Origin of the sequence: Mycobacterium sp. E3305 (genome assembly GCF_001666785.1) — a bacterium.
Taxonomy (GTDB): domain Bacteria; phylum Actinomycetota; class Actinomycetes; order Mycobacteriales; family Mycobacteriaceae; genus Mycobacterium.
The window spans coordinates 1-13,002 of sequence record NZ_LZJA01000053.1; the positions used below are offsets into that span (position 1 = coordinate 1).

Below are 13,002 nucleotides of genomic sequence, written 5' to 3' on the forward strand. Positions count from 1 at the left end.
ATCAGACCACTCGCCGATACGAATACCACTCCTCGCCGGCGGGCAGCCGGCGGATCAGTCGCTGCACGCCGCCACCACCCGAGGGAGGGGGCGCCACCGCCGCGTCCAACGGGCCGGCGGATCCGCAGACCGAGGACGAACCCGCGGTGCCCCCGCTTCCGCCCGGAGCGCCCGACGGGGTCGTGGGCGTCGCGCCACACGCGACGCTCATCTCAATCCGCCAGTCGTCCAGGGCATTCGAGCCCGTCAACCCCGGACCGGGCGATCCCAACTCCGATGAGAAGGTCAAGGCCGGCACGCTCAACACGGTGGCGCGCGCGGTGGTGCACGCCGCCAACATGGGCGCGAAGGTGATCAACATTTCGGTCACCGCATGCCTGCCCGCCGCGGCCCCCGCCGATCAACGCGCCTTGGGCGCCGCATTGTGGTACGCCGCCACCGTCAAGGATGCCGTGGTGGTGGCCGCGGCCGGGAACGACGGGGAAGCCGGTTGCAACAACAACCCGATGTATGACCCGCTGGAACCGTCGGACCCCCGCGACTGGCATCAGGTCAAGGTTGTCTCGTCGCCGTCGTGGTTCTCCGACTATGTCCTGTCGGTCGGCGCGGTCGATGCCACCGGCGCCGCGCTCGACAAGAGCATGTCGGGCCCCTGGGTCGCCGTCGCCGGGCCCGGCACCCACATCATGGGTCTGTCGCCCCAGGGCGGCGGGCCGGTCAACGCCTACCCCCCGTCGAGGCCGGGCGAAAAGAACATGCCGTTCTGGGGCACCAGCTTTTCCGCCGCCTACGTCAGCGGCGTCGCCGCCCTGGTTCGCGCGAAATTCCCCGACCTGAGCGCGCATCAAGTGATCAACAGGATCGTCCAGTCGGCGCACAATCCGCCCGCCGGCGTGGACAACAAGGTCGGCTACGGACTGGTCGATCCCGTTGCGGCACTTACGTTCAACATCCCGCCGGGTGACAAGATGCCCCCGGGCGCTCAGAGCCGGGTGATCAGGCCCGCCCCACCCCCACCGCCCGCGGACCACCGCGCGCGCAACATCGCCATCGGGTTCATCGGCGCGGTCGCCGCCGGTGTGCTCGTCGCCGCGATCGCGGCCCGATTGAGGCGGGCGCGGTGAGTTCCAAGCTGACCGGGTTCAGCCAGGGCAGCAACCGGCGGGTCCTCGGGGTGTGGGTGGTGTTCCTGCTCGCCGTGGCGAGTTGGGCCGTGGGCGGATACATCGGTGCGGCCGTCGCGGTGGTGGTCGGCGCCGCCGTGGTGTTCGTGCGGTGGTGGGGCCAGCCCGCGTGGTCATGGATCGTGCTGTGGCGGCGCGGACGACGCCCGATTCGCTGGGACGCGCCGATCACGGTGGCCAACAACCGATCCGGGGGTGGGGTCCGGGTGCAGGACGGTGTCGCGGTGGTGGCCGTGCAGCTGCTCGGCAGGGCGCACCAGGCCACCATGGTGACCGGTTCGGTGACGGTCGAGACCGACAACGTCATCGACGTCGTCGAATTGGTGCCGATGCTGCGCCAGGCGCTGGGCCTGCAGCTCGATTCGATCAGCGTCGTCTCGCTCGGTTCCCGGCACGGCAACATCGGGGACTACCCACGCGTGTACGACTCGGAGATCGGCACCCCGCCATATGCGGGTCGGCGCGAAACCTGGCTGATCATGCGGTTGTCGATCATCGACAACACCCAAGCGCTCCGCTGGCGCACAACCGTTGGTGCCACGGCGATTTCGGTGGCGCAGCGCATCGCCGGACTGCTGCGCTGCCAGGGATTGCGGGCGAAGGTGGCCACGGCCACCGACCTGGCCGAGCTCGACCGCAGGCTGGGGTGTGACGCCATCGAGGGGGACACGCAGCGGTGGAAGGCCATCCGCGGAGAGGCGGGCTGGATGACGACATACGCCTATCCCGCCGAGGCGATCACGTCGCGCGTCCTGTCTCAGGCGTGGACGCTGCGCGCCGACGAGGTCATCCAGAACGTGACCGTCTACCCGGACGCGACCTGCACCGCCACCATCACCGTGCGCACACCGACGCCGGCTCCCACCCCGCCCAGCGTGATCTTGCGCCGACTCAACGGCGAGCAGGCCGCCGCCGCGGCGGCCAACATGTGCGGCCCCCGGCCCTACCTGCGGGCGCTGCGGCCCAGCCCGCTGCCCGAACACCTGCTCACCGAGATCGGCCCCTCGGGCGTGCTGATCGGCAAGCTGAGCAACGGGGACCGGCTACTGATCCCGGTCACCGACGCCGGTGAGCTGTCACGGATTTTCGTGGCCGCCGACGACCCGGTCGCCAAGCGGATCGTGATTCGCACGGCCGGCGCGGGGGAACGGGTGTGCGTGCACACCCGCGACGTGACCCGCTGGTCCACCGTGCGGATGCCGGAAATCAGCGTGGTCAGCGCGCCACGCCCCGCGCCGCGCACCACCGTCAGCGTCGTGGAGCACCTCGCCCCGATCTCGCCCACGCCGCGGCCCGCGACCGTGATCACCATCGCCCCGTCGGGCACGAGGCTCCCCGAGGGGCACCGGCACAACTTCGAGGTGATCATCGAGCAGGTGGGCCCCGCGACGGTGCGGGTCCACGCGGCGGGAAAGGACTGGGTCGCCGAGATGGACATGTTCCGGGCCGAAAACCGCTATGTGAGTCTCGAGCCGGTCACCATGTCCGCCGGCATCTGAAACGTCAAGAGTCAAAAGGCATCCGGATGAGCGCACACGATGGGTGATTTGCAAACTGCCCGTAGGCATTTCGACCGCGCCATGACGGTCAAGAGCAGGCAGGGCCGGGCCGCGGCGTTGCCCGACTTCGTCGCGGCCACCGACGCCGATCCGTCGATGGCCGACGCGTGGCTGGGCCGCATCGCCTGCGGCGACAACGACCTGGCCTCGCTGAAGAAGCTGTACGCCACCAGCGAATGGTTGCACCGCGAGACCACCCGCATCGGGCAGACGCTCGCCGCGGAGATTCAGCTGGGTCCCTACATCGGCATCACGGTGACCGACGCATCCCAGGTGGGCCTGGCGTTGTCGTCGGCGCTGACGATCGCCGGGGAATACGCCGAGGCCGACAGGCTGCTGGCCAATCGGGACCTGCTGGATTCGTGGGCCAACTATCAGTGGCACCAATTGGCCCGCGCCTTCCTGATGTACACCACGCAGCGCTGGCCGGACGTGTTATTGGCCGCTGCCGAGGAGCTGCCCCCGCAAGCCATCGTCATGTCCGCCGTGACGGCGTCGATCTGCGCGCTGGCGGCCCACGCCGCCGCGCATCTCGGGCAGGGCCGGGTCGCGCTGGATTGGCTCGACCGCGTCGACGTGATCGGACAGACCAACGCGTCGGGCCGGTTCGACGCGGATGTGCTGACCGCGTCGATCGGGCCGGCCGACATCCCGCTGCTGGTCGCCGACCTCGCATATGTGCGCGGGATGGTGCACCGCCAGCTGCGGGAGGAGGACAAGGCCCAGGTCTGGCTGTCGAAGGCGACCATCAACGGCGTCCTGACCGACCCCGCCAAGGAGGCATTGGCCGACCCCAACCTGCACCTGGTCGTCACCGACGAGGAATCCATCGCCAGCCGCACCGATCGGTGGGACGCGTCGACGGCCAAGAGCCGCGACGAGCTCCACGACGACGCAACCGCCGAGCGGCGCGCCGAGCTGCTCGCCGAGGGCCGCGCGCTGCTGGCCAAGCAGGTCGGGCTGGCTGCGGTCAAGCAGGCCGTGTCCGCGCTCGAAGACCAGCTCGAAGTGCGCATGATGCGCCTCGAGCACGGGCTGCCGGTCGAGGGGCAGACCAACCACATGCTGCTGGTCGGGCCTCCCGGCACCGGTAAGACCACCACCGCCGAGGCGCTGGGCAAGATCTACGCAGGCATGGGCATCGTGCGCCACCCCGAGATCCGGGAGGTGCGTCGCTCGGACTTCTGCGGGCACTTCATCGGTGAGTCGGGGCCCAAGACCAACGAGCTGATCGAAAAGTCGCTGGGCCGAATCATTTTCATGGACGAGTTCTATTCGCTGATCGAACGCCACCAGGACGGCACGCCGGACATGATCGGCATGGAGGCCGTCAACCAGCTCCTGGTCGCGCTGGAGGCGCACCGCTTCGACTTCTGTTTCATCGGTGCGGGTTACGAGGACCAGGTGGACGAATTCCTCACCGTGAACCCGGGTTTGGCCGGCCGGTTCAACCGCAAGCTGCGGTTCGAGTCTTATTCCCCGGCCGAGATCGTCGAGATCGGGCAGCGCTATGCCGCGCCGCGCGCCAGCATGCTCGACGACGAGGCGCGGGCGACTTTCCTGGACGCGGCCACCACCATTCGCAACTACACGACGCCCGGCGGGCGGCACGGCATCGACGCCATGCAGAACGGCCGGTTCGCCCGCAACGTGATCGAACGCGCGGAGGGTTTCCGCGACACCCGCGTGGTCGCGCAGAAGCGTGCGGGCCAACCGGTGACGGTCGAGGATCTGCAGATCATCACCGCCCCCGACATCGAGGCCGCGGTGCGAAGCGTGTGTTCGGACAACCGTGACATGGCGGCCATCGTCTGGTAATCGGCGCCGCCGCAAAAAGCGTCCTGGACTTGGCCCCGGAAGCTTAGGATGCTCGCAGGCCCGCGGCCAACGAGTGCAGCCGCCGCGGTGAAGCGATTGGAGTGTCCCGCGGTGCACCGTATCTTCGGAATCACGGTGGCGCTCATGTTCGTAGTGCTCACCGCGCCACCCGCGGCCGCGGTCGCCCCACCCTCGATAGACCCGGGCGCGGTGCCGCCGGATGCGACGGGGCCCGACCAGCCCCTGGAGCAGCGCCGCGTCTGCCGGGCGCCATTGACGTTGCCGGGCACCAACTTTCACGATCCACCGTGGGCCAACGCCTACCTGGGCGTCGGCCCGGCGCAGAGGTTCGCCACCGGTGCAGGCGTGACGGTGGCCGTGATCGACACCGGTGTGGACGGCTCGCCGCGGGTTCCGGCGGAACCGGGGGGCGACTTCGTGGTGCCCGGCGGCGACGGCCTCTCCGATTGCGATGCCCACGGGACGCTCACGGCGTCCCTCATCGCCGGCCGGCCCTCGCTCACCGACGGCTTCGTCGGCGTCGCGCCCGACGCGCGGCTGATCTCGGTGCGCCAGACGTCGGAGGCCTTCGAGCCGAAGGACAACCAGGCCGACCAGAACGACCCCAACGCGTCACCGGCGGCCGGCTCCGTCCGCAGCCTGGCCCGCGCGGTGGTGCACGCGGCCAACCTGGGCGCCGGCGTCATCAACATCAGCGAAGCGGCCTGCTTCAAGGTGCACAAACCGGTCGACGAGTCCACGCTGGGCGCGGCGCTCAACTACGCCGTGAACGTCAAGGGCGCCGTCGTCATCGTCGCGGCAGGCAACACCGGTGGTGATTGCTCGCAGAACCCGCCGCCCGACCCGTCCATGCCCAACGACCCCCGCGGCTGGGAACAGGTGCAGACCATCGTCACGCCGGCGTGGTACGCACCGCTGGTGCTGGCGATCGGGGGGGTCGGCAAGAACGGGGCGCCGAGCCCGTTCTCCATGCACGGGCCCTGGGTGGGCGCCGCGGCGCCGGCGGAGGACATCGTCGCCCTCGGTGACAACGGTGAGCCGGTGGACGCGTTGCCCGGCAAGGACGGTCCGGTGCCGATCGCCGGGACCTCCTTCGCCGCGGCCTACGTCTCCGGAGTGGCGGCGCTGCTCCGGCAGCGGTTTCCCGACCTTCCCCCGGCCCAGATCATCAACCGGATCACGGCCACGGCGCGGCACCCGGGCGGCGGCGCCGACGACGTGGTGGGCGCGGGCATCGTCGATGCCGTCGCCGCCCTGACGTGGGACCTCCCCGCTGGCCCCGCGAACGCCCCGTCGGTGAAACGGATCCAGCCCCCGGTGCCGGTGCCGGGACCCGACCACGGGCCGATCACCGTCGTGGCGTTGGGCATCGCCGGCCTGACCCTGGCCCTGGGGCTCGCCGCCCTGGCCGGACGAGCGCTGCGGCGGCGGTGACGACGATGAAATCGCTGCGCCTGAAGTTCAGCACCGCGTACGCGCTGTGGGTGGCTGTGCTGGCCCCGCCCTGCATCCTGCTGTTCCTGAAGACGCGCTACGTGTGGGCGGGTCCGGCCCTGGTGGCGGTGGCGGTGCTGCTGGCGCTGATCACTTTCCGGGGGCGGCGGTTGCTCGGCTGGGTCGCGGCCTTCTTCGCGTGGCTCGTGCGGCGGCGCCGGCCCCTGCTCGCGCCGTCGGAACCCGTCGTGGGGGCCACCGTCCAGCCGGGGGATCACGTCGCCGTGCGCTGGAAAGGCAAGGTTCTGGTCGCGGTCATCGAGCTGATCGCGCGCCCGTTCACCCCAACCGTCATCGTCGACGGTAAGGCGCATACCGACGACGTGGTGGACACCCGGTTACTGGAGCAGTTGTTGTCGGTGCACTGTCCCGACCTGGAGGCGGACGTCGTCTCGGCGGGCCACCGCGTCGCCAGGACCGCGGCGGCGGACGTGGTCGACCTGTACGAGCAGGCGATCGGGGCCGACCCGGCACCGGCCCACCGCCGGACGTGGATCATCGTGCGCGCCGACCCCCGCCGCGCCCGGAAGTCGGCCGGGCGGCGCGACGCCGGTGTCGCCGGCCTGGTCCGGTACCTCGTCGCTTCGACGACGCGGATCGCCGACGAACTTTCCCGCCACGGGGTAGACGCCGTATGCGGGCGCAGCTTCGACGACTTCGACCGCGCGACAGACATCGGTTTCGAACGGGAGAAGTGGTCGACGATCAAGGGGCGCAACAGCTTCACCACCGCGTACACCGTGCCCGGCGGCCCGGACGTGTGGTGGTCGGCGCCCGCCGACCACACCATCACCCGGGTCCGGGTCGCGCCCGGGGTCGCACCCGAGTCCACGGTGCTGCTCACGACACCGGACAAGCCGAAGAAGCGGCGGGGATTCGCCAGGGTGGCTGGCGGCCAGCGCGCCGCGCTGCAGGCACAGATCCTCGTCTCCGACCGCCACCATCAGCTGCCGATCGGATCGGCGGGGGTGCTGGTCGGCGAGACGGCGAGCCACTACCCGGTCTATCTGCCGTTCGACGACGTCGACACGAGCGTCAACCTGGGGGACGCCAGGGTCTTCACCCAGTTCGTCCTGCGGGCGGCGGCCGCGGGCGGGACCGTCACGCTGGGACCGCACTTCCGCCCGTTCGCCGAGCTCGTCGGCGCGCACATCGGGCCGGAGGCGAAGGTGGCGTGGCCGAACGCGACGAGCTATCTCGGCCGTCACCCCGGGGTCGACCGGGTCACGTTGCGCCACAACATGGTCAGCACCCCCCGGCATCGGCAGCTGCCGATCCTGCCCGTCTCGCCGCCCGGGGAGGGCCGCTACGAGCAGGCCTTGCCCGGTGCCGGCAGGACGGCTTCCTGAGCCCCGCTCGGCGGCCACCTTCGACGCGCGCGATCGGCGACGGCGCCCTAGACTCGAGCCCGGTTGTGGACCGAGGGCGGCGGCCCACGCGGCAAGACTCGACCGAGGTTAAGGACCTTGTCCCATGAGCACACTTCCCATCAGCCCGGACGCGCACCCACAGGTCGCGCAGGCGCTCGAGCAGCTGCAACAGTTCAGTTCGGCCCTCGAGTCCCAGATGCGGCGGACGCACACCCAATCCTTCAGCGCCACAGACGAAGCCGAGACGGTCGAAGTGACCATCAACGGGCAGCGTTGCCTTGTCGGCCTGGACATCGAGGCCGGCCTGCTGCGCCTCGGCGCCCACACGGTGCAGCAACGCATCAACGAGGCGCTGGAGAAGGCGCAGGTTGGCGCCTCGACGGCTCTGCAGGCGCAGCAGGCGCAGCTGTTCGCCTCGCTGACCGAGCTGGCCGGTTCGCTGCAGCACACCGTCGGCTTGATCTGAACCGAACCGCGGCCACGAACGCGGGCCCGCTCCCGCCCGGGCGGGATACGGTCAGGGCGTGCAGCTTTTCGTCGTCGGTCCGCCCAGATCCGGGATAACGATCGTCACCCAGTTCCTCAATGACCACGAGGACATCAAGATCTTCGACGAGATCGATCTGATCCAGGTCGGTCGATACGGCGACTCGATGATCGGCACGCTTCAGGCATTTCTCCTCGAGCGTGGCGTCTACGACGACTACCGGGTTCGAGCCGCCGAATCATCCGACCCCGCCGGCGCGCTCACGGCCGTGATGACCGAGCTCGCCCGCCCCCACACCATCTGGGGCGAAAAGAACCCGCGGTACGCGACCCAACTCGGTGCGCTCAGGCGGTGCTTTCCGGACGCCGTGGTGGTCTTCGTCCTTCGGGACCCGCGTGAAGTGGTCAATTCCTGCCTGGTGCACCGAGCTTCACCGCTGCGGGCGCCCACCGATTTCTGGATCAAGGACACCGTGGCGGAAGCCCTGGCCCTGGTGGACGGTTGCCTAGAGCCGCTGAGGGCCGGCGGGGCCGACCTTGCCGTCGTGCGCTACGAGGCCTTCACGGCGCAGCCGAAGGCGACGCTCGACGCCGCGCTCGGCGGGTGGGGCCTGACGTTTTCCGACGCGGACCCCACGCTCGCCCATCCGGCGCCCGAGACGGCCGGGGAGCACCAATTCTTCCGGGCCGGCGCGCCCCTGCCCTGGAAGACCGGCAACATGTCCCCGCTACATCGGGCGCGATCCACCAGGGACCGGGTCGACCCCGACGACCCGGTCTGGTCTGAGGTGGACGCGCTCGCGCGGGAGTTCGGTTATGACTGAACGCGTCTGAGACCCGCGAGGCTCAGACAGAAAGTGCGATCCCGCCCGCCGGGGAGGGGCTAAGCTCTTTGTGGAATATGGTCGACTTTGGGCAAGATGTCAGCGCCGTCGGGCGGGGCCCGGAACCCGTCGGGCGTCGCTCGCCGAACGATCTGTTGCGGGCGCGGCATCCCGCGGTTTGTTTCGTTTCCAACATCGGGGACGCCCTGCTGACGCTGCCGACGCTGCGGGCGCTGGGCGAAATGTTCACCGCCCCGCTGACGCTCGTTTGCCCCAAGGTCGCCTTCGATCTGTGCTTCCGGGAGGTAAGCGACCGCCACGTCGACACCACGGGATTGCCGCTGACCGGGCCACGGCCCTCGTCGCCGTCATCGCGAGGAGCACGCGATTACGACGCCCTGGCTTCGGAGATCGGGCCGGTCGATCTGTTTATCGACACGTTGACGTGGAACTCGTTGTCCGGCATCGTCGTTCGGCCATTGGTGGAGCGGCTGGCCCCCACGACGACCATCGGTTTCCCGACCGACTACGCCTACGACTTCGTCATCGCCAGAGAGGCGTGCCACTCCGCGGACCTGATGTTCGAGCTGGCCCGTCTTTTCGATCCCTCGTTGCGCATCGAGTCCTATGCGGGTCCGTTGCCGTTTCCGGCGCCCGTGCTGGAGAGCGCGCGATCGATGCGCGCCGCCGTGCCCGCGGGAACCAAGGTGCTCGTCGTGCACGCCGACACCGACTGGGCCGAGAAACGGTGGCCCATCACCAGGTTCATCGATCTGCTGGACCGGTTCCTGGCGCTGCACCGTGACTATGTGGTCTGGGTCGTCGGGATGGGACACGAGGAACTCAACGTCGGCCGCGAGGGCGACCGCGTCTTCCCGCATCTCGGGCTACCGCTGGACCTGACGATGGCCATGGTCGCCAACGCGGACCTCTTCCTCGGGGTCGATTCGTCCATGCTGCATGCCGCCGATCTGGCGCGGGTTCCCGGCGTCGGCCTCTTCGGCCCGACGCGGGCCGCCACGTGGGGCTTCCGCTTCGGCCCGCACCGGCATGTCGACGCCCCGACCATGGCCGAGGTCACGGTCGGGGATGCGCTGGACGCGATGAACGACCTTGCCGACGAGCGGATTTAACCCGACGCAGGTCCGCCTCAACGGCGCTCCGCCCCGGCATCGGTGGGGCCGCCGCGATCGAGGCCCGCTCAAATTGGCGCTGCCCCACGGCTCCCGGGCGGTTTAAGCTCGGGCCAAGGATGGTGTCAGGTTGAGCGAATTCACGGTTCTCCAGGACGGGCACTCGGTACGAGTCCAGCCCGGCCTGCTGAATGATCTGCTGCGGGCGGAACGGCCCACGGTCTATTTCTCCACGCTCATCGGGGATTCGGTGCTGACGCTGCCCACGCTGCGGGCGCTGGGCGAGATGTTCGACGCCCCACTCACTTTGCTTTGCCCCAAAATCGCCTTCGACCTCTGCTTCCGCGAGGTCGAATCGCGTCTGGTGGACATCACGGGATCGCCCCCGGTGGGCCCGGCGCTGGGGCCGCCGTCGAACCGCGGCCTCGATTACGACACCCTGGCGGCGGAGATCGGCCCCGTCGACGTCTTCATCAACGCAGTGCCGTGGGATGTCCCGTCGAACGTTTTCGTTCGTCCCCTTCGGCAACGACTGGCGCCCACGACCAGCATCGGTTTTCCAACCGGAGACACCTACGACGTCGTGATCCCCAGGGACGTGCCGCACTCGGCCGACCTGACGTTCAAATTGGCGCGCCTGTTCGATCCGTCCGCCCGGATCGAGACGTATGCCCGGCCGGTGCCCATCCCACCCGCCGCCCAAGAGCAGGTTCGAGCCATCCGTGCCGCGCTGCCGCCGGGCGTCAAGGTGCTCGCCGTGCACGCCGACACCACCTGGGCCAAGAAGCGATGGCCGGTTACCAGGTTTGTCGACTTGCTGGACCGGTTCCTGGCGCGTCATCGCGATTTCGTGGCGTGGGTGGTCGGAATGGGGGACGAGGATCTCGATGTCGGTCGCGAGAGCGACCGCGTCTTTTCGCACCTCGGGTTGCCGCTCGACGTTGCGATGGGGATGGTCAGCGGCGCAGACCTTTTCGTCGGTGTCGACTCCTGCATGTTGCACGCCGCCGACCTGGCCCGGGTTCCCGGTGTGGGCCTCTTCAGCCCGACGCGGCCCGCGGTCTGGGGGTTCAGATTCGCGCCCCACCGGCACGTCTACGGAGGCAGCATGGCGGACATCACGGTGGACGAGGTGCTCGAGGCGATGGAAGGCCTCGTCGGTGCCTCGACGCCAGCCCGCAACGGCAGGCCTGCGGTGGCACCGCCCGAAACGCCCGAGGGTGAGCTCCTGTCAGCCGTGCGACGCTTCCACGACAGCGCCGTGTCATGGCACGGCGAGGAACCCCAAGGCTCCCCCGAGGGCGGCAGCGTCGCAACGACCGCGCTTCGCCTGCACACGATGAATTTCGGCCTGTGGCATCACGAAGACGCGGTTCGGCGTCCCGGCGTGGACGACCACGAGGTGGCCCGGATCAAGCGTCGCATCGACGACCTCAACGCGCGGCGCAACGCGGCCATCGAAGAGATCGACGCGACCCTGCTGGGCAGCCTCGGACCGAATCCGACCGCGCCGCTGCACACGGAGACGCCCGGAACGATCGTCGACCGGCTTTCCGTTCTCGCGCTGCGGATCTCGCACACCGCGCCGGCCGAGGATCCGGATTCTCGCCGTTCGGTCCTCGAAGAGCAGTACGACGACCTCTTCGGCGGCCTCGAGCGGTTCCTGACCGGCTTGCGCGCCGGCGAACTCCGATTCAAGGTGTACCGGCAGTTCAAGGCCGCCGGGCATCGCGGTTACTGCGACCTGTACGAGACCCGGCAGGCGTGACGGCTGTGCACCTCCGGTGCGCGCCATCGTCAATACGCCGCCGCTTCCCACCAGTCTTTCCAATTCAGGAAGGGGTCCCTGTGTTCCTCGTACTGGAGGTGCAGCGCTAGCGAGGGAATCGGCGTGAACAGCGCTACCTGCTCCCGCCAGATCTTATTGATGGTGGACGCCTCGAAAATATGATTGGCCTGGCCGTAGGGCGTGCTCGAATAACGTGCAAGCCGTTCGAAAAGCGCCCAGTTCCTGCGCAGCGTCTCGATTTCCACCCAGCACGTATTGGTGGTGTGCGTGTTCGTGCGCCAGTGCCTCCGGGTGCCGTACAGCACCCGGCAATTCTCTTGGCTGAAAATCATCCCCCAATAGTTCTTGGGATCGTCATACGGATGCAGCGCGACTTCTTGTCCGCCGAACTTCTCTCTGAACAACTCATGCGCCTCGACCATCTCCTGGATGGCCGACGCGGTGTGCAGGTAGTCGTCCTCGACCAGGTAGACGACATCGCGGCCGTCGTCGCGAGCGCGAGAGAACGACGTCAAGCAGGAGGCGTTGTAACCGCGCTCTTCGAGAGGGACGAATTCGACCCGTTGTTCGCACTTTTCGAGGATGCGGTGCAGCGTCGCGACCACATCCGGCGACGAGTGATCGTCGAAGACCCGCAGGATGACGTCGGCGTCGGCCCGGTTGATCGCCGTCACCAACGACTGCGTACAGCGCAACATGATCTCACTCTTGGGAGCGCCGACGTAGCGGTGCGCGCCGTGCACGCTCGAGTCGGAATGCGTCTGTAGATGGATGTCGAGTTGCATGATCGCGGGTAGCTTAACGCGGCCCGGCGCCGTCGCATTGTTCCTGAGCGGCTCTGAAAATTGTTAGTGTTGCGCGGTGAGTCTGCTCTGGTTCACGAACGCTCCCGATGCCGGGGTAATGCGATACCACTCCGAATTGGACTGGCGACGAAATTTCGTGGGCGAACTCAAAATGCGTCAGGTCACCGTCGTGCTCGACGTCGGTGCCAACTCGGGGCAATATGCCCAGGGCATTCGGGAAGCCGGCTACGCGGGCCGCATTGTTTCCCTCGAACCGCTCTCGACGCCATTCTCCGTGTTGGAAAGGTCGGCCGCCCTGGACCCGGCATGGGATTGCCGCCAGTGCGCCCTGGGTGATCGCGATGACACGGTGCCGATGAACGTCGCGGGCAACGCGGGGCAGAGCAGTTCGCTGCTTCCGATGCTGAAAGCTCATCGCGACGCGTTGCCGTCGGCGAACTACATCGGCACCGAGGAGGTGGCCCTCCGTCGACTCGATTCCCTGGCGCCCGAGCTCTTGCTGCCCGACGACGTGGCAT

General features: G+C 68.7%; 11 protein-coding genes. 10 read left to right on the forward strand and 1 reads right to left on the reverse strand.

Features of this window, described 5'->3' with window-relative positions; translation table 11 throughout:
- The 9 genes from mycP (A5701_RS05390) to A5701_RS05430 form a co-directional block, all read left to right on the forward strand.
- The coding region (gene mycP, locus A5701_RS05390; RefSeq protein WP_231972770.1) for a type VII secretion-associated serine protease mycosin at nt 1-1,124 on the forward strand (1,124 nt) is incomplete at its 5' end.
- Nucleotides 1,121-2,683, forward strand: a complete 1,563-nt coding sequence (gene eccE, locus A5701_RS05395) for a type VII secretion protein EccE (protein WP_067749595.1) — start codon at nt 1,121-1,123, stop codon at nt 2,681-2,683. The genes mycP (A5701_RS05390) and eccE (A5701_RS05395), both read left to right, overlap by 4 nt.
- A 39-nt stretch (nt 2,684-2,722) precedes the next feature.
- Nucleotides 2,723-4,561 carry a type VII secretion AAA-ATPase EccA gene (eccA, locus tag A5701_RS05400; RefSeq protein ID WP_067749598.1) on the forward strand — a complete coding sequence of 613 codons (1,839 nt, stop codon included), beginning with the start codon at nt 2,723-2,725 and terminating at the stop codon, nt 4,559-4,561.
- 111 nt (nt 4,562-4,672) lie between these two features.
- Nucleotides 4,673-6,016, forward strand: a complete 1,344-nt coding sequence (gene mycP, locus A5701_RS05405) for a type VII secretion-associated serine protease mycosin (RefSeq protein ID WP_067749600.1) — start codon at nt 4,673-4,675, stop codon at nt 6,014-6,016.
- A 5-nt stretch (nt 6,017-6,021) separates the two neighbouring features.
- Nucleotides 6,022-7,425, forward strand: a complete 1,404-nt coding sequence (gene eccE, locus A5701_RS05410) for a type VII secretion protein EccE (protein WP_067749612.1) — start codon at nt 6,022-6,024, stop codon at nt 7,423-7,425.
- Between the two features lie 124 nt (nt 7,426-7,549).
- Nucleotides 7,550-7,912 (forward strand): YbaB/EbfC family nucleoid-associated protein, encoded by a 363-nt coding sequence (locus A5701_RS05415; protein WP_067749602.1) that lies wholly within the window; start codon nt 7,550-7,552, stop codon nt 7,910-7,912.
- Nucleotides 7,913-7,970: 58 nt separating this feature from the next.
- Nucleotides 7,971-8,756 carry a sulfotransferase gene (locus tag A5701_RS05420; protein ID WP_067749604.1) on the forward strand — a complete coding sequence of 262 codons (786 nt, stop codon included), beginning with the start codon at nt 7,971-7,973 and terminating at the stop codon, nt 8,754-8,756.
- Between the two features lie 77 nt (nt 8,757-8,833).
- Entirely contained in the window at nt 8,834-9,889 is a 1,056-nt protein-coding gene (locus A5701_RS05425) for a glycosyltransferase family 9 protein (RefSeq protein ID WP_067749606.1), read from the forward strand.
- 130 nt (nt 9,890-10,019) lie between these two features.
- A complete protein-coding gene (locus tag A5701_RS05430) occupies nt 10,020-11,657 on the forward strand; it encodes a DUF4254 domain-containing protein (RefSeq protein ID WP_067749608.1) in 1,638 nt (545 codons plus the stop codon).
- Between the two features lie 29 nt (nt 11,658-11,686).
- On the opposite strand, the gene A5701_RS05435 is transcribed toward A5701_RS05430, so the two are convergent.
- The gene (locus A5701_RS05435; protein WP_067749610.1) at nt 11,687-12,463 is read right to left on the reverse strand and encodes a glycosyltransferase; all 777 of its coding nucleotides are present in this window, start codon (nt 12,461-12,463) and stop codon (nt 11,687-11,689) included.
- 118 nt (nt 12,464-12,581) lie between these two features.
- On the opposite strand from A5701_RS05435, the gene A5701_RS05440 reads away from it, so the two are divergent.
- Nucleotides 12,582-13,002, forward strand: a 421-nt coding sequence (locus A5701_RS05440) for an FkbM family methyltransferase (RefSeq protein ID WP_156669931.1), incomplete at its 3' end; no start/stop codon positions are given.